At 43.4% G+C, this 17,889-nt stretch carries 16 protein-coding genes and 1 CRISPR repeat array; of the genes, 10 read left to right on the top strand and 6 right to left on the bottom strand.

Going from position 1 to position 17,889, the window contains the following annotated elements; translation table 11 throughout:
- The 7 genes from GBV73_RS07280 to GBV73_RS07310 form a co-directional block, all read left to right on the top strand.
- Positions 1–419: transposase (locus GBV73_RS07280; protein ID WP_152880017.1), on the top strand; the 419-nt coding region annotated here is incomplete at its 5' end.
- Complete coding sequence (locus GBV73_RS07285; RefSeq protein ID WP_216643939.1) at positions 409–2,613, top strand: COG1361 S-layer family protein; 2,205 nt, start codon at positions 409–411, stop codon at positions 2,611–2,613. The genes GBV73_RS07280 and GBV73_RS07285, both read left to right, overlap by 11 nt.
- Positions 2,614–2,655: 42 nt before the next feature.
- A complete protein-coding gene (locus tag GBV73_RS07290; protein ID WP_152880425.1) occupies positions 2,656–3,543 on the top strand; it encodes an LEA type 2 family protein in 888 nt (295 codons plus the stop codon).
- A gap of 47 nt (positions 3,544–3,590) precedes the next feature.
- Positions 3,591–4,103, top strand: a complete 513-nt coding sequence (locus GBV73_RS07295; protein WP_042697667.1) for a DUF3201 domain-containing protein — start codon at positions 3,591–3,593, stop codon at positions 4,101–4,103.
- Positions 4,104–4,111: 8 nt separating this feature from the next.
- Positions 4,112–5,263: an RsmB/NOP family class I SAM-dependent RNA methyltransferase gene (locus GBV73_RS07300; protein WP_152880413.1), complete on the top strand. Its 1,152-nt coding sequence runs from the start codon at positions 4,112–4,114 to the stop codon at positions 5,261–5,263.
- Positions 5,263–6,276, top strand: coding sequence for a flippase-like domain-containing protein (locus GBV73_RS07305; protein WP_152880415.1), 1,014 nt, complete (start codon positions 5,263–5,265; stop codon positions 6,274–6,276). Before GBV73_RS07300 ends, GBV73_RS07305 begins: the two co-directional genes overlap by 1 nt.
- Positions 6,277–6,280: 4 nt before the next feature.
- Positions 6,281–7,114: an NAD(+) kinase gene (locus GBV73_RS07310; protein WP_152880417.1), complete on the top strand. Its 834-nt coding sequence runs from the start codon at positions 6,281–6,283 to the stop codon at positions 7,112–7,114.
- Here the strand turns inward: GBV73_RS07310 and GBV73_RS11560 are convergent.
- The 5 genes from GBV73_RS11560 to GBV73_RS07335 all read right to left on the bottom strand — a co-directional run bounded on the left by GBV73_RS11560 (position 7,111) and on the right by GBV73_RS07335 (position 14,392).
- Complete coding sequence (locus GBV73_RS11560; RefSeq protein ID WP_371717058.1) at positions 7,111–7,884, bottom strand: DUF835 domain-containing protein; 774 nt, start codon at positions 7,882–7,884, stop codon at positions 7,111–7,113. The genes GBV73_RS07310 and GBV73_RS11560 overlap by 4 nt on opposite strands.
- Positions 7,875–8,852, bottom strand: coding sequence for a bifunctional N(6)-L-threonylcarbamoyladenine synthase/serine/threonine protein kinase (locus tag GBV73_RS07320; RefSeq protein WP_042700428.1), 978 nt, complete (start codon positions 8,850–8,852; stop codon positions 7,875–7,877). Before GBV73_RS07320 ends, GBV73_RS11560 begins: the two co-directional genes overlap by 10 nt.
- 58 nt (positions 8,853–8,910) lie before the next feature.
- A CRISPR array of direct repeats spans positions 8,911–10,929; the repeat unit is 30 nt; unit sequence CTTTCAATTCTTTTAAAGTCTTATTGGAAC.
- A 485-nt stretch (positions 10,930–11,414) separates the two neighbouring features.
- Positions 11,415–11,930 (bottom strand): flavin reductase family protein, encoded by a 516-nt coding sequence (locus tag GBV73_RS07325; RefSeq protein WP_004067909.1) that lies wholly within the window; start codon positions 11,928–11,930, stop codon positions 11,415–11,417.
- Between the two features lie 25 nt (positions 11,931–11,955).
- On the bottom strand, positions 11,956–13,290 hold the full coding sequence (locus tag GBV73_RS07330) for an acetate--CoA ligase family protein (protein ID WP_042697677.1): 1,335 nt from the start codon (positions 13,288–13,290) through the stop codon (positions 11,956–11,958).
- 4 nt (positions 13,291–13,294) lie between these two features.
- The gene (locus GBV73_RS07335) at positions 13,295–14,392 is read right to left on the bottom strand and encodes a CGP-CTERM sorting domain-containing protein (RefSeq protein ID WP_152880419.1); all 1,098 of its coding nucleotides are present in this window, start codon (positions 14,390–14,392) and stop codon (positions 13,295–13,297) included.
- A gap of 72 nt (positions 14,393–14,464) precedes the next feature.
- On the opposite strand from GBV73_RS07335, the gene coaD reads away from it, so the two are divergent.
- From coaD to arcC, 3 genes are all read left to right on the top strand, one after another.
- Positions 14,465–14,932 carry a phosphopantetheine adenylyltransferase gene (gene coaD / locus GBV73_RS07340; RefSeq protein ID WP_042697681.1) on the top strand — a complete coding sequence of 156 codons (468 nt, stop codon included), beginning with the start codon at positions 14,465–14,467 and terminating at the stop codon, positions 14,930–14,932.
- 4 nt (positions 14,933–14,936) lie between these two features.
- The gene (locus GBV73_RS07345) at positions 14,937–16,196 is read left to right on the top strand and encodes an NAD(P)/FAD-dependent oxidoreductase (protein ID WP_152880421.1); all 1,260 of its coding nucleotides are present in this window, start codon (positions 14,937–14,939) and stop codon (positions 16,194–16,196) included.
- Positions 16,197–16,350: 154 nt separating this feature from the next.
- A complete protein-coding gene (gene arcC, locus GBV73_RS07350; protein ID WP_152880423.1) occupies positions 16,351–17,298 on the top strand; it encodes a carbamate kinase in 948 nt (315 codons plus the stop codon).
- 172 nt (positions 17,299–17,470) lie between these two features.
- Here arcC and GBV73_RS07355 read toward each other — a convergent pair.
- Positions 17,471–17,889: transposase (locus GBV73_RS07355; RefSeq protein WP_152880017.1), on the bottom strand; the 419-nt coding region annotated here is incomplete at its 5' end.

Below are 17,889 nucleotides of genomic sequence, written 5' to 3' on the forward strand. Positions count from 1 at the left end.
TGACCTGTTACTCTGATGGAAATTTGCTGGCTTTACTGTCTGTTGATCCGGCGAATAAGCATGATGTGAGTGTTGTCAGGGAAAAGTTCTGGGTGATTGTTGAGGAGTTTTCCGGCTGTTTTCTGTTTTTGGATAAGGGGTATGTTAACAGGGAACTCGAGGAGGAGTTTTTGAGGTTTGGCGTTGTTTACACGCCAGTAAAGCGGGGGAATCAGATTAGTAATCTGGAGGAGAAGAAGTTTTACAAGTACTTGTCTGACTTTCGCAGGAGGATTGAGACTTTGTTTTCGAAGTTTTCTGAGTTTCTTCTGAGGCCGAGCAGGAGTGTTAGTTTGAGGGGGTTAGCTGTCAGGATTTTAGGGGCGATTCTGGCCGTGAATCTGGACAGATTATACAACTTCACAGGTGGTGGGAACTAGGGTCATAGAAGTTGAGGTTGATGGGGAAAAGGTATCTATTACAGCCCTTCAGATTTATCCAAATGGTGCAAGAATAAGCATAAGCGGCCCTTCTGAATGGAAAGCCTCAATGATACCGGCATACCTTACGGCATGGGCTGAAACTCCAGAGAAGGTCAGACCGGGCGATGAAATTACTGTCAAAGTCCACATAAAGAACGAGGGAGCTTTAAAAGCAAAGTTCATCACGGTAGTTGTGTCCCCAACCCCTGTTTCGTTTGCCCCTTCCGGTGGAGGGATGGGTGAGGTAATAGCCCAAGTTGCATCTCAGAGCGGAGTTGTGCAGAGTGTTCTTTTGCCGGTAGATAGCGCAGTGAAGTACATAGAATATCTGGACGGAAAAGAGGAGAAAGTCGTTGAATTCAGGTTCAAGGTAAATGAAAACGTTGATCCAGGTATTTATCCCCTCTACATTTCACTTGCATATCACGTGCAGAGAGGAGAGAATTTGCAAATGCTGCAAGGCTTTGATTATTTCTCCATAACTGTAATTCGGGAGGGGGAAGCAACTTTTGAGATAGAGAACATTGAAAAACCTGAAGTAGTTCATCCAGGGGAGGACTTTGAGGTAACCATTGGTCTTAGAAACCTTGGTTTCGAGCCGGCAAAAGAAGTGCTTGTTGATCTCTCTCCTTCATTAGAATTCCAGAATGGGGCGATACTAATAGACAACACAACAAAACAGCACTTTACCTACGTAATAAACACCAACAAGGTCATGGAGTATAGGTTCAGGCTACACGTGAGTGAAGACGCCTCCACAGGAAGCTATCCGATGAGGCTGAAGGTTTCATACTACAGCGGTGATTCAAAAGATCAAAGAGAGCAGACCTTTGAATTTTCAGTTCAAGTTGTGAGAAGAAATCAAGCCTTTATTGAGATTGAGAGTGTCGAAATGGATCCAAAAGCAATAGAGCCTGGAGACGAGTTTGTGCTTAAGGTAAAGGTGAAAAACGTAGGCGAAGAGAGAGCAAGGGCCTTTTCCTTCAGAATAGAACCGAGTGAAGTAAATGCGCCTGGAGAAGTTACGAAAGTCGATCTATCTTCCCTTCAGAACCTCCCAATACAGGGAAGCCAGAGCATGAGCGAAAACCTTCAAATTGCCATAAACCAAATAATGGAACAGCTCGCTAGGGAGAACATCAATGCTTTCCTGCCCATTGGAGAAGACAACACGAAGTATCTGTCTAAGCTGGTCCCAGGAGAAGAAAAAATATTGGAGTTCCGTCTAAAGGCAAATGAAAGACTCGAAAACGGTATCTATCCTCTAAAGGTTTCACTGGAATATTTGAGCACGCCAAATGATGAAAAGCTAACGGATGACAGGTTAATTGGCATACCAATTCTTGGCAGGGAGCATATAATAATTTCAAAGGTCTCAACATCTCCAAGTAGGGTCTTAGCTGGAACGAACAACGTGGAGATAAACTTTGAAGTGGAGAACATAGGCAGTGGAAGCGCCCGCTATGTGATCCTAAAACCAATGCCTGAGGATCCATTTGAGTTAAGTGAGACGAGCGAGCAGATAATAAACATAGGCACCCTACGGCAGGGAGACTCAGCAAAGGCGAGCTTCAGAGTGAACGTTGGAGAGTGGGCAGAGGGTGGAACGTATGAGATTCCAGTGAAGATAGAGTACAAGGACTCTTCGGGCAATGTTAAGGAGGATACGATCAAGATACCAGTAATAGTGAACGAAAAACCAAAAATAACTGTCGAGAAGGTCAGCTTTGACAAAACACCTATGCAGGGTGAAGAAATTCTTATATACATAAGGGTCAAGAACGTTGGAGGAGAACAGGCTGAAAATGTGATAATAGAAGGCGTTGTAAAAGCTGATCAGCCCTTTACACTCTCAAAGAGGTCAGATTACGTTGGAACTCTTGATCCGGGAAGAGAAGGGGAAGGTGTTTTGGAACTGAGCATAGCAAACAACGCCATCCCCAAAGACTACGTCGTTCAAGTGAGAATCAGAGCAGTTGGTGATAAGGAAAGCGGAGATGACAACGTGTACGTCTTTGAGGAATTTATTACAATACCTGTTAAAGAAAATACTGAAACAAGAAGAAACCTAAGAACTGCTGGAGCGTTTATTGGAGTTCTGGCTTTGGTAGTAATTTTGTGGACATACTGGAGAGGAAAAAAAGGTAGCTAACTCTTTTAAGCTCTCAACCTTTTTAATTTTTAGGTGAGAGTTATGGGTGTAGGCAAAATACTTGGAGCAATCGGACTTATTGTGTTTCTCTGGGTGGCTTACTTAGGTTATGCGCTGATTACTTTAACTCCTCAAATAAGAGCTGAATGGGGATATGTTGATGAAAACACCATGGAACTGGAAACAACAGTGTATTTCGGGAAACCTCTTCCCGTCTCAATAGCTATTGACGAAGCAGATTTGTACTTGGCTGGAGTAAAGGTGGGCACCCTGAAAGACCTAAAGGTTGGGTTTTTGGATGACAGTGCAAGGGGTGTGCTTGTTCTTAAAAACAGAGAGATTATTGAAGCCCTAAAAGAGCACATAAGAAACGGAGAGCAGAGTGATATTGAGATACAAGTGCGCGGTTCAATATTTGGCCTTCCAATTATAAGGGGAAGCTTTTCGCATCCATTTGAAACTAATTTGTTAAGCTACATCAGCAACGTAACAATAGAGAGCTCTGGAGACCTAATAAAAACTCCCGCAGTTGAAGGAATGCCCTCTAAGTGGGGAAAAGTTGATGAAAACGGTATTGAGATTTTAAGTGATGTGAAGCTCTACAATCCTAACCCTATTCCTCTGCCCCTCTTTGGAATTAAATATTACATAGATGCTAACGGCTACCAGGTGGCACAAGGAAAACTCGTTGAGAACGTTGTAATCCCTGCAAACGGCAGAGCTATAGCAAAAATAAGAACAGTGGTTGACACAGAAGTTCTTCCAGAGGTACTTGCAGAACACATAAAGAGAGGAGAGAGAAGTGAGATAACCCTGAAGCTTACCCTTGCTGTGAAAGTGCTTAACAGAGAAGTAGAGATTCCCCTCCCAGAAGTCGAGAAAAGGGTTGAAACGAACATAATAGAACAGCTGAACCTTGCTCTCAGATGACCTAAACCTTTAAATTTTTCCTTCTATTTTTCCTTGGAGGTGAGAGTGTGAATCTGCTTGAAGTCCACAATCATTTAAACAAAATCTGGGGCGAGATTTTTAGGTTAAACGAGGTGCTGAGAGAGAAGCTCAGGCCTCTTGGCTTTAAGGTGGAGCCTGTAGAGGAAGTTTTCAACGCGTACATTTTCCTTGAGGGTGAGTGGAGAGAGATGCTTTATCCTCATCCTGCTTTTGAGATAAAGCCTCAAGGAGAATTGGGAGCGACGATTCAGAGCTTCTACTTTGTGTTTGCCGTTCCAAAGGAAAAAATAACCAGAGAGTTCATCGTTGAGTTCATCAAAAAATTCCCACAGAGCTACATCTACGGAACGGAGAACTTTTTGGAGGACATCTACAATCACAACTTTCCAAGAAACCTCGATGAAGTTTACGAAAAGATAGAAAAAAGCCAAGAAAAAGTTTTTCAACTTGAAGTTGAGGCAGAAGACAGTCAGGATATTGAAAACAAGCTCTTTGAATTTATAGAACTTGCAAAGAAGTACAAAATCCTTGAGATTTAGGTGGTTCCATGTACCGGGAAGCGTTTCCTGAAGAACTGCAGAAGTATTATCACGACCTTTTCGGGAGTGAAGCTGAGGAGATTATGAAAAAGCTGAGAGAGCCCGTGGAGAAGTACTACATAAGGGTCAACACGCTTAAGATAAGTCGGCAGAAGCTCATGGAAGAGCTTAGAAGGGAGGGGCTGAAGCCGAGGAGAAGTCCCTACCTTGAGGAGGGTATCTATTTCGAGAGGGAAGGGCCGAATTTTCCCGATGATTATAACCCCAAGCTGCCAACGGTTGTCGCAAATAAGTTTGCGGCGGAGAGCGTTTACCAGGGTGCCCAGCTCTATGCTCCCGGCGTATTAAAGGCCGATAGAGGAATAAAAGAAGGAGATGAAGTTCAAATCAGAGATCCAAGGGGGCTCCTTGTGGGCATAGGCATTGCAAAGATGAGTGCTAAGGAAATGGTTATTGCCACGAGAGGAATAGCTGTCGAAGTAACTCTGCCTAAGTTCAAACTGCCGAGCTTGAGTGAATTAAAAGCTTATGAAAAAGGCTACTTTTATGCCCAGAGCCTTCCTTCCATGATTGTTGCCCATATTCTGGAGCCACAGGAAGAAGACCTTATAGTTGATATGGCGGCTGCTCCGGGGGGAAAGACGTCTCACATAGCACAGCTCCTTGAAAACAGGGGGGAAATAATAGCTATAGACAAATCAAAAAACAGATTAGCCAAAATGGAGGAAGAGCTGAAGAGACTTGGCGTGAAGAACGTCAAGCTTATTCAAATGGATTCGAGAAATCTGCCAGACCTTGGAATTGAGGCTGATAAAATCCTCTTAGATGCCCCATGCACAGCCTTGGGAGTGAGACCAAAGCTCTGGGAGACAAGAACGCCAAAGGACATCGAGGCTACTGCAAGGTATCAGAGACACTTCATAAACGCCGCAATAAAAAGCCTTAGAAAAGGAGGTGTGCTAGTCTATTCTACATGTACCTTGAGCTATGAAGAAAACGAAGGGAACGTGCTTTACATGATAAAGAAGGGGCTGAAGCTTGAGGAGCAGAAAATCTTCATAGGTTCGCCTGGAATAGGGATAAACGAAGTTCAGCGCTTTTATCCTCACAAGCACCTTACTCAGGGCTTCTTCATTGCAAAACTGAGGAAGGTGGGCTGATGAAAAAGAGAGACTCCTTTATGATTTTGATTGGGGTTGGGGTTATAGCAGTACTTATATGGTGGGCAGGAGTAGAGGAAACGCTGAAGCTTTTAACAGGGGCTAAGGTGGAGTATTTTCTTCTTGCACTTCTTATGCAAGTTCTTGCAACCCTTGCGTGGGCTTTTCGGTGGAGGATATTTCTGAAAAGGGCGGGGGTAAGTGTTCGGATAAAGGACATTATAATGGCCACCATGGTTGGGATATTTGCAAACAACCTAACTCCCGGTGCCAGAGCGGGAGGAGAGCCCGCTAGAATGTATGTGATAACCAAAAAGTCCAACGGTGGTTATGGTCAGGTTTTTGCCACCATAATGGCTGACAGGATTTTGGACGTTGTTCCGGTTCTGCTTTTCACTCTTGTCGCGTTCAAGTATGCCCTCTCGTTAAAGGTAAAGCTTTTGCTGTCCGTTCTTTCTCTCTCAACAATAGTACTCCTTCTGATAGTGGCTATAAGCCTCTTGATATCTCTGAATGAAAGTTTAGCCTTTAGCGTGCTCAACAAAATAACAGCACTTATAAAGCGCATATTCCCTGAAAAGTTTGCAGGAGTGGAGGGAACGCTCGAAGAAAAGCTCAAAAAATCTATAACTGACTTTAGGACGACCTTTTTGGAGCTTTCTAAAGACCCGGTTGTGCTGGGCAAAACCCTCTTCTATTCTTTGGCACTCTGGGGATTCATGCTTCTCAGAACTTATTTTGTCTTCGAAAGCATTGGGTATCGTCTTGAACTTCAAAAAATTCTAATGGTTCAAATGGCCGGTATTGCCCTGGGGATGATAAGCATTCTCCCCGGGGGGGTGGGAATAACGGAAGCAGTTAACTCAGCCCTCTACCTCAGTCTAAAGATTGATAAAAGCTTGGCTGTCACTGCGACAGTCTTAGATAGGTTTATATCCTTCTGGCTCCCAACGATTATTGGGGGAGGATTGAGTGTTTACCTTGGCGCAAAGCTAAGCAAGGGTAGAGTGTGAGATCATGAAGTTTGGAATCGCCGCTCGAAGGGATCGGGAAGAGGCTTTGAAGCTTGCTTACAGAGTGTATGACTTTCTGAAGGTTAGTGGTTACGAAGTCTACGTTGACGAAGAAGCTCATCAGCATTTTCCACATTTTTCTCCTGACGATGTAATCCCCCTTGAGAAAATGGATGTTGACATGATGATAGTAATTGGAGGAGATGGGACTGTTTTGAGGGTTGAGCATAAAACCACCAGAGATATTCCCATTCTGGCAATAAATATGGGTACTTTGGGTTTTTTGGCAGAGGTTGAACCTGCTGAAACTTTTTTTGCAATTTCGAGGGTTCTTGAGGGCGATTACTTTATAGATGAGAGGATGAAACTCAGGACTTTTGTTGAAGGCTTTGATAACATACCGGATGCACTTAACGAAGTTGCAGTTTTAACGGGAATTCCGGGCAAGATAACTCATCTCAAGTACTACATCGACGGAGAGCTTGCCGAGGAGATAAGGGCCGATGGGCTTATAGTGTCAACACCTACTGGCTCAACGGCTTATGCCCTCGCAGCTGGCGGCCCTTTAGTTGATCCTCGCCTGCATGCTATTATTCTTGTCCCGTTGGCTCCCGTTGCCCTTACCGCAAGGCCCCTCGTTGTTCCGGACCGTTCCTCAATCGAGATAGAGGTGCTGACGGACAGGGATGTTATCCTTGCCGTCGATGGACAGTTCTACACCCAGCTACCTCCGCATTTGAGAATAAGGGTTGAGAAATCCCCAAGGAAGACGAAGTTTGTGAGGTTCTCGAAGAGAATCTATCCAAAATACACCCTAAAGATAAAGAAGAAGTTTTAGAGGGGCTCAAATTCGTTGAGGAGGAGGCGGTATTCCTTTTGGTCGATGGCATTTTCGTCAACGGTCACAATTAAGGAGGCGTTGAGCATAAGAAGGTGGTCTTTAAGGCTGGCTAGGAACTTAAAGATGCTTGGAAAATCATTGTACAGGAGGAGGTATTCGATACAGTCTATTACAATAACGGCACCTTTAGCTTCTTTCGCAAATTGTATAGCCATATCCTGTATAACATGGAGCTTCGTTGGTGAGATTCCGGTGTCAGTGGCCCCAGTAATCCAGACGGTTGTGGCAAACTCACTTAAACTGTGGTAGAACTCAGGTGAGCGTGTGAATATCAATGCGGGAGACGTCCTTTCCTTAAGAAGCTTTGTTATCTCTGTGAGTCTCTCTTTGGAGCCAGAGACGATATAAGCTCCATGCATTCCATTCTCGATTTGAGGGCCAGAAGTTGAAGCTTTAGTTATTGGGATGTAGGACTTTTCTAAGGTCTGTACGTAGGAAACCATGGTATATATCACTCCTAAGATCGAAATCCCGTATAAGAGTGTTAAAATCCCCTCCTGATAAACAGAAGAATAAAAGTCAGTTACGAGATCAATAAAACGACCGAGAAGAGCTATGGATAGAAATATCGCAGCCTTCTGTATTAACGGTTTTAGCTCCGCAGTATAGCGGTTCCAGCGCTTGAGGAAGAACAACCACACATAACCCACTGCAAAGAGAAGAGTCACGTCATAAAGGACAATTGGGAGGAACACTCCTATTCCCACGTTACCTCCACCTCGTCGGTCCTAAACTTCTGCTTGACTACTGTTTTTTCAAGGTCGAACTTTATGCCTGCTTTGAACATCCTTAAGCCGGTGTAGGCTATCATCGCTCCGTTATCCCTGCACAAGTCATAAGGCGGCACAAAGAACTTCACGCCTCTGTCTTCGCACATTATCTTGAGCATCTCTCTCAGGCGGTTGTTTGCTGCTACTCCTCCCACAAGGACTACTTCTTCCTTACCTGTGTGGGCCACAGCCCTTTCGGTAACCTCAACCAAAGCGGCAAAAGCCGTTTCCTGGAAGGAATACGCTAAATCCTCAACTCTGTACCTCCCGGTCTTGTATTTTCTAACTGCCTCCGTTAAAATTCCAGAAAAGCTTAGATCCATGCCCTTAACTGCATAGGGGAGTTCAATATATTTTTCCCCTCTCTGAGCGAGCTTTTCTATCTTTGGGCCGCCCGGGAACCCAAGGCCGAGCTCTCTGGCAAAGGTGTCTATGGCGTTGCCTATGCCTATGTCGAGGGTTTCCCCAAATACTCTGTACCTACCGCCTTCTAATGCAAGAACCTGAGTATTGCCCCCGCTTACGTAGAGGCCAACCGGGTCTTTTATTCCAAACATCTTCGTAATTTCCACGTGGGCGATGCAGTGGTTGACCCCGACAATGGGTTTGTTGTATTTTATAGCCAAAGCCCTCGCGGCTGTTGCCACAACCCTCAAAGCCGGCCCCAGTCCTGGCCCTTGAGAAAAAGCAATTACGTCAACATCTTCAATGTTGATTTTAGCCTCTCTAAGGGCTTTTTTCAAAAGGGGCTTTAAGAGCCTTGCGTGGTGTTCAGCGGCTTCCTTTGGGTGTATGCCACCTTTTTCGGTTGTTAGAGTATCAAATACGTTGGCGAGAACCTTATCTTCCGTCACAATCCCTATGCCAAGTGTGTGTGCAGTCCCCTCAATTCCTAACGCTATCATCAAAATAGAGTAGCTGGTGAGGTTTAAAAGTGTTGTTCATAACTGTCCAACTCTTTTTCTTTCAATTCTTTTAAAGTCTTATTGGAACGAGCACTTCTCAACTCGTGAAATTACGTTTGAAGCAGCTTTCAATTCTTTTAAAGTCTTATTGGAACAAGAGATAGCAAAAATGGGGATAGGCTGGGATCAATTCTTTCAATTCTTTTAAAGTCTTATTGGAACGGTTACAGAACTGTAATCTACTACAAGGACGAAACAACCTTTCAATTCTTTTAAAGTCTTATTGGAACCCGTGCAATCCCGGCAAAGATTCTTAAGCAATTTAATCTTTCAATTCTTCTAAAGTCTTATTGGAACCACAACAAGGTGCCAAGTTCGTAGCCGGAAAGTGGAGTGCTTTCAATTCTTTTAAAGTCTTATTGGAACTCAATAACAAGTGGCTTGATAAGAGCGGGAACGGGAACGACTTTCAATTCTTTTAAAGTCTTATTGGAACAATAAGGAGGGTCTGCAATAATCAAGTCGACACTCTTCTTCTTTCAATTCTTTTAAAGTCTTATTGGAACGCGGGAAGCTTGCCAGCGGATTATAAAGACGCTCCTGCTTTCAATTCTTTTAAAGTCTTATTGGAACGGTTGATTTTCTATCAAAACTGATGACAGCGACTTTTCCCTTTCAATTCTTTTAAAGTCTTATTGGAACCTTAGGATATCTGTGATATCCTTTCTTTGGTGGTCTTCTTTCTTTCAATTCTTTTAAAGTCTTATTGGAACGTGGATTGAAATAAAGCAGTACTTGAAAGTGATTAAGACTTTCAATTCTTTTAAAGTCTTATTGGAACTATAATGAACAGTGGCAACCGATAGCAATCGAAGTAACAGCTTTCAATTCTTTTAAAGTCTTATTGGAACCCCTTCTTAACTGCAAAAGCAAGCTGGTTAAGGTCGTCTTTCAATTCTTTTAAAGTCTTATTGGAACGAAAGCTCACCCTTAACATAGCATCTTGTAAATCAAGCACTTTCAATTCTTTTAAAGTCTTATTGGAACCGTGGATGGAAAACCTTCACGCACTCGAAAATGCGCACCCCCTTTCAATTCTTTTAAAGTCTTATTGGAACACGGTGATACATGTTGAAGTATGTAGGAGCTGATGCACCTTTCAATTCTTTTAAAGTCTTATTGGAACGGTAAGGTTTTTGCGAAAATAATTTACGAGGGGTGATCTTTCAATTCTTTTAAAGTCTTATTGGAACCCTCTTTACCTCTTCTCTAATTTGTTGCTCTTCCTCCTTTCAATTCTTTTAAAGTCTTATTGGAACTCGTCGAGTTCGGTCTTGATTGTCTTGGGGAGTTGGATAGCTTTCAATTCTTTTAAAGTCTTATTGGAACGAACAAAGAGACCAGATGACACGGCAAACGACAACAGCTTTCAATTCTTTTAAAGTCTTATTGGAACTAGAAATCCAAGACACAGCCGGAAATTGGACTTTTGATGACTTTCAATTCTTTTAAAGTCTTATTGGAACACCTACCTGTTCGTATATACTTTAGACCTTGTAGAAACCTTTCAATTCTTTTAAAGTCTTATTGGAACTCTGTTAGCTCAGTAACGCCCTCAACGACCTCAGTTACTCCTTTCAATTCTTTTAAAGTCTTATTGGAACATGTTGGGCTACGAAGGAAAGGAAACTCCATTCAAGCCCTCTTTCAATTCTTTTAAAGTCTTATTGGAACTGTTTCACCGTTTATTGTTGGGGTGACTGATTACCTTCCTTTCAATTCTTTTAAAGTCTTATTGGAACTTGATGACCAAAAAGAACTATTGTACGAATTTACTATGCTTTCAATTCTTTTAAAGTCTTATTGGAACGCAAAGCCTTATTAGTCTCTAAGACTTCATAGAGCTTTCTTTCAATTCTTTTAAAGTCTTATTGGAACGATTGAAGAAGCCTTTGGACTTGCCGAAGCTAAGGCAACTTTCAATTCTTTTAAAGTCTTATTGGAACGACACCGCCGATGACAGGAGCGACAGCGTGGTCTCAGAATACTTTCAATTCTTTTAAAGTCTTATTGGAACAGGGGCGATTTTTCCTCTAAACTCCTCAAAGAGTAATTAGAAGGCCCGAATCTTATAAACTTTTCTTCAAAGGGTCAATAAAACTCCCCTCAGAAAGCTCGAATTCGAGCCCTTGAGAGAAACCTTGAAACTCAACCACACTTGAAACTCCTCCTTTTTGTCAATGCTCAAGAATGTTCATGAGACTTCCAGAGGCGAAATAGGAGCTTAAATCAAAAATAAGCTCACAAAAACGCCTTAAACTAAAAATGGTTAAATTCCCATGAGGAGAGAATATCAAAGAAGCCCTAAGAAGCCCCAACTCAAAACTTCGAAAAAATTTCGTTATAAACTTTTAAAATTTTTGTAACCTTTTGTTTAATAGTAACCTTCAGTTACTAAAGACTTCCAGAGCATTCTTAGAGCCTTGAACTCAAAATTAATCCTTCAGAGGGCAGAAAATCCAAAAAGAGAAAATTTAAACATGATAACGTGCTATTTTGCAATTATTCTGACTTGTAAATCTTCTTCTCGAAGGTAACGAAGTCAGTCCACGCTGCATGTGCGAGGAAGTTTGCGCTCATAACATCTGGCTTTCCGTTCTTGAATGCTTCCTCTTTGTAGGTATAACCAACAACTTCGCCAACGAACCATGTGTGGTCTCCATAATCCCTGGCATCAACCACTTTGCATTCTATGTTTGCTAATGCCTCTTTTATGCTCGGCGTAGCTATTTTTGTGGAGTCGACGAGGGTTATGTTCATCTCCTTAAGCTTTGAGGGTCCTCTCTTTGTTCCCGCAATCCAGACGTCTCTGAGCATTTCCAAGCCCGGAACGCTGATAACAAACTCCTTGTATTTTGAGATCAGCCGGTGAGTGTATCTTTTTGGAGAAACTGCCACTCCCACCAGAGGCGGCTTGTGAGAAAGGACTGTTACCCAGTCAGCTGCCATAACGTTTGTTTCCTCTCCCTGTCCTGAGACTATCAGGTATGTTCTCATTGGATAAATCAAGTGATGCATCGTTCTCACCCCTATGTGTCTTTTTCTACTTCGTTTTAAAAGCCTTTCTCAAACTAAGCCAGTAGAGGGCTTTGGCTGCTCTCTCCGGTGTCGGGAAGTTTTTGATACCGCAGGTATTTAAAAGCTTCACACCCTCTTTTACAAGTTCTCCGGCCATAAAATTGACCACAACTGGCTTGTCGCACTTGGCATCTATGACTGCCTTTGCTATCTCTTCACTCGGTATGAATATCGGCGGAACGCAAATAACTAGCAGTGCATCAATGTTTTTATCCCTGGAAACAACTTCTATAGCTCTTTTGTACCTCTCGTAGTCTGCATCTGCTATCAGGTCAATTGGATTTTTTGTTGAGCACTGTGGAGGCAGGAATTTTTTGAGCTCCTCTACGGTTTTTTCTTCAAGCTTTGCAATCTCTAGTCCCAGCTTTTCGGCTTTGTCGGTAGCTAAAACTCCAGGGCCACCGGAATTTGTTATTATGGCTATTCTCTCCCCTCCGCTCTCGTACATCTCAAAGATTTTTGCCGCATCAAAGAGCTCCTCCATCTCTTCAACCTCTATTGCACCGAACTGCATGAAAGCAGCTTTGTAAATTTCATAACTTCCGGCCAGACTTCCGGTATGGCTCTGGGCTGCTCTGCTGCCGCTTTTACTCTTTCCGGCCTTGAGGACTATCACGGGCTTTTTGGAAGTGGCGTATTTCAAAGCTTCGATGAACTTCCTACCGTCCTTTACGCCTTCAATGTATAGGGCTATAACCTTGGTGTTTTCATCGTCGGCAAAATATCTCAAGAAGTCACTTTCCGTCAAATCAGCCGCGTTCCCATAAGAGACAAAGGCAGAGAACCCTATCCCTTCTTCGTTCCCCATAGCAAGGGCCGCACCGCCGAAGGCTCCGCTCTGGGATATTAAGGCTAATCCTCCCTTCTTGACCCTGACCTCAAACGAGCCAAAGAACTCTGCATGGACTCCAAAAATGCCGGCACAGTTTGGGCCAATGATCCGTACTCCTTTCTTTCGGGCTTTTTCAACTAGTTCCCTCTCAAGCTCAACGTTACCAACTTCGCTGAACCCCGCACTTATAACCACTGCTCCCTTAACCTTATCTCCAATCTCCTCAATTAGAGAAGGAACGAACTTTGCGGGAATTGCGATTATAGCGACATCAACATTTTTCTCAAGTTTTTCTGCAATTTTAAGTTTTCTCCCGGCTACTTCGACTTCTCCCCCTTTGGGGTTCACTGGAATAACTTCTCCCTTAAAGCCCCCTTCAACTATGTTCCTCAGTATTTCGTAAGCTATTGCACCCTGCTTGAAGGAGCCAAATACTGCTGCGGATGAAGGATAAAAGAAAAAGTCCATCGGGTCACCTCCGCTTTGCTAACACCGGGAGTAAAGCTATCAGCAAAATAAGCCCAGGGCCGCAGACACCCTTTTTCTGCTCTACAACGATAATAATGTTTTTGCCGTCTGTTTCGTGCTCTTTAATCTCTAAACCGGTTGGGGCTTTGACGCTTACGTTGTCAAATCTGAAAGGCAATGTTATGTTTGCGCTCCATGTTTTCGTGGTGAAACTTTCTTTGTAGTCTACTTTTGGCTTTGCTTTTCCCCATACAAGCACTTTGTTGCCTTCAATCTTTGAGTTTATATCCTGAATATCCAGGGTTTTGGTGAACTCCTCCCTGATTTTTGTTTCATGGTAGCTGGTGGCATTAACCCCCTCAAAGGTTGCATTAAACTGTACAAGTCCGCTTAGCGGGTCGTAATAGAGCTGGATAGTCTTTGCAGTTTTTGCCAGAAACTCGTCGAAAGGAACGAATTTGGTGGTATTTTCTGATGTCTTGTTCATAATGGCTTCATATACCGAAGAATCGAAGGTTATCACAACTATTGGAAGATAGTAGCCGTTTTCCCATGATGCGACATTTTCTACAAGTTCATTTGGCTTTGGAGCTAGGTTGATAACATAAGCGTCCTTTGGAAGAATAATTGTGAGCTTTCTCCAGCTGAATTCAAAAACCCTGTTTTTAAACAGAAACTGCATTGGCCCATAGACTGAACTCTGCAGCGTTTGGTTGTTTTCCACGAGGTAGTTGTATATCTTAAACGTCACAACGGCGGTCCAGTTTTTCCCCAATTTTACGGGGCCTTCTTCAGGCACTACTACTAATGCCTCTTTGGATTGCCTCTCTACCTCTCTCTTGAAATTACCGTATACCAATGAATAAACAAGGTCATGGAATTCCTCCTCTGCTCTCTGTGGATTCGTCTTGGAGAGATTTTCGAAGTAGTTTATATAAAATGGGTCTTTGAGCTGGGCGTTGATCTTAACAGAGGCCGTTCCACTGGGATAGACGGTCATGTAAATGTCGATGTTGAAAAGATGCTGTTCTTCATAAGCGTAGACCTGAGAAAATGATGCCAGCAACATAACTGCAATCAGAATCAATGTGCCTTTCTTCATTTTCTCACCTCCAAAACTTTTTCAAATGGTAATACAAAAATTTATTGGTTCAGATGGTAGAGAGGGATAGCGATGAGGAAATACAGAAAAGTTGTGGTTGGGGGGACTTTTGACAGGCTCCATTTAGGCCATAAGGCCTTGCTTAGAAAGGCTTTTGAAGTGGGCAAGTACGTCTATGTTGGTCTAACTTCCGATGAAATGATAAAGAACAAACCTTATGCTGAAAAAATTCTTCCTTATGAAATCAGATTGCGGGACTTAGTAAAGTTTTTTGAGACAAATAGATACAAAAACTACAGGATAATGAAAATCCACAGCGCAATAGGCTTTGCCGACAGGCTGAAGAGCTTAGAAGCGATAGTCGTCAGTGAAGAAACGTACAAGGGTGCATTGTTAGTTAACAGGGCGAGAATGGAAAAAGGTCTAAAACCTCTCGACATTGTTACCATAAAGCTGGTCAAAAGCAAACTTGGAGATAAAATAAGCTCTTCCCTAATAAGGGCCGGTCTTATAGATCCTTTCGGAAATCCAAAGAGGTGATAAAATGAGAATGGTCACAATTGGGGCTGGACTTGGAGGGCTTTTGACAAGTGCCTTTTTAGCAAGAGCCGGGCATGAAGTAACGGTTCTGGAAAAAGCTCCTTTTGTTGGAGGTAGATTCACGAACCTCAACTATCAGGGCTTTCAATTGTCTACTGGAGCTCTCCATATGGTGCCTCATGGAGAAGATGGTCCTTTAGCTCATCTGCTGAAGCTTTTGAACGCCAATGTTGAAATAGTGAATTCCGATCCGAAGGGCAAGTTCTTCATTGATGGGAACCTTTACCACTACAGAGAGGGGTGGAAGCATCTTTCCCTCAAAGAGAAGGCCAAGGCGATGAAGCTTCTTGCGGAGGTAAAGGCAAACAAACTTCCAACTGGCGAAGAAGCGAGTATGAATGCTTGGGAATGGCTCGAAGAGAAGATTGGGGACAACGAGTTTGTTTACCTTTTCATAAAGAGCTTTCTCGGCTGGGCGGTCAGCTTGGCTCCAGAAGAAGTCCCGGCGATAGAGCTGGCTAAGGAGATAAAGGCAACGTTGAAATGGGGAGGTCCGGGGCTAATAAAGGGCGGATGCAAAGCCGTAACGGAAGAACTTGCGAGAATTGTAAGAGCAAATGGGGGAAAGATATTAACCAGAAAAAGGGTCGCTGAAGTCGATGATGGCAAAGCAATAACTGCAGACGGTGAAGAATACCCCTACGATGTGCTCATCTCAAACATCGGAATAAAAGAAACAGTGGAGCTTTTTGGACGGAACAAATTTGACAGGGAGTACCTGAAAAAAGTGGACTCTTTGAAGCCTGCTGAGGGAATTAAAATCAACGTCGCCTTGAAAGGAAAGCCCAGAATAGGCAACACGGTTGTCTTTACCTTAGACACCAAAAGAATAAACGGCTACAACGAGCCTTCAGCATTAACGCCGGAGCTTGCAAGAGATGGCTACACCCTCATCATGACGCATCAAGCCCTAAGGAGCAAAGATGTAAAAAAAGAGCAAAAGCTTGGCCTCGAGGATCTCTATTATCTCTTCCCGGAGCTTGACAAAGAGGGAGAAGTTCTAATGGTTCAAACGTATTTAGATGGAAATCCAGTTAACAGAGTGGCCTCTGGAATGCACCTTGATTTTCCAATTGAAAACGTCTACATAGTCGGGGACGCAAACAAGGGAGAGGGAGGCATAGAGGTGGAAGGAATAGCCCTTGGCGTTATGAAGACCCTTGAAAGCCTTGGGATTGGAAGGTTTAGTGAGTGGTATCTCTGATTAAAACCGCAAAGATATTTCTTCAATATTCCTTAAATTTGCAAAGCCTTTCAATTATTTTTCGAAGTTTTTTCTGAAAGTACTGTTTTATGACTAAGAAACCCTTTTAATTCGCTAAAGTCTAACTTTATACACTAGTGCTGGAGGGAGCAACATGAGGAAGAGAGTTGTCATTGCTTTGGGTGGGAACGCTATTCTGCAGAGGGGACAGAAGGGGACTTATGAGGAGCAGATGGAGAATGTAAAAAAGACCGCAAAGCAAATAGTTGATATTATTCTTGATAATGATTATGAGGTTGTAATAACTCACGGTAATGGTCCTCAGGTTGGAGCTATTCTACTCCAGCAGGATGCTGGAGAGCATATGTATGGCATTCCTGCTCAACCCATGGATGTTTGCGGTGCAATGAGCCAGGGGCAGATTGGGTATATGATACAGCAGGCGGTGATTAACGAATTGAGGAGAAGGGGCATAAACAAGCCGGTGGCAACGATAGTTACTCAGACCATCGTTGACAAAAACGACCCTGCATTTAAGAATCCATCAAAACCCGTGGGGCCGTTTTATGATGAAGAAACGGCCAAAAAACTCGCCAAAGAAAAGGGATGGGTTGTTATAGAAGATGCCGGACGGGGATGGAGGAGGGTGGTGCCAAGCCCCGATCCAATTGGACACGTCGAGGCTCCGATAATCCAGGATTTAGTGGAGAAAGGCTTCATAGTCATAGCCTCCGGTGGAGGGGGAATTCCGGTTATTGAGGAGAATGGGGAATTCAAAGGCGTGGAGGCAGTTATCGACAAGGATTTGGCTGGAGAGAAGCTTGCCGAGGAGGTTAATGCTGACATATTCATGATTCTCACTGACGTTAATGGTGCTGCAATTAACTATGGCAAACCAAACGAGCAGTGGCTTGGAAGGGTTACGGTTGATGAGCTCAAGAAGTACTATGAAGAAGGGCACTTTAAGAAGGGTAGCATGGGGCCGAAAGTTCTTGCAGCAATAAGATTCGTCGAATGGGGCGGGGAAAGGGCAGTAATTGCCGCCTTAGACAAAGCCGTTGAAGCCTTAGAAGGAAAAACAGGCACCCAAGTAGTTAAGTGATTTTTCTCTTTTTTATACTCCAATCTGCAGCATTCTGCTTCTAATTTTGCTTAACGAAAAGCTTAAGAGTATTGAACTCCAATATAAGTTTTAGGAGTGTCTAGGAGGTGATGTCATGGATCCACTAAGCGGGTTCATAGGTTCGCTGATATGGTGGATACTGTTTTTCACCCTAGTTCCCACCACCTGTGAAGTTGTATAATCTGTCCAGATTCACGGCCAGAATCGCCCCTAAAATCCTGACAGCTAACCCCCTCAAACTAACACTCCTGCTCGGCCTCAGAAGAAACTCAGAAAACTTCGAAAACAAAGTCTCAATCCTCCTGCGAAAGTCAGACAAGTACTTGTAAAACTTCTTCTCCTCCAGATTACTAATCTGATTCCCCCGCTTTACTGGCGTGTAAACAACGCCAAACCTCAAAAACTCCTCCTCGAGTTCCCTGTTAACATACCCCTTATCCAAAAACAGAAAACAGCCGGAAAACTCCTCAACAATCACCCAGAACTTTTCCCGGACAACACTCACATCATGCTTATTCGCCGGATCAACAGACAGTAAAGCCAGCAAATTTCCATCAGAGTAACAGGTCA

The organism is Thermococcus sp. 101 C5, from assembly GCF_009372125.1.
In the GTDB taxonomy this organism is placed as follows: Archaea; Methanobacteriota_B; Thermococci; order Thermococcales; family Thermococcaceae; genus Thermococcus_A; species Thermococcus_A bergensis.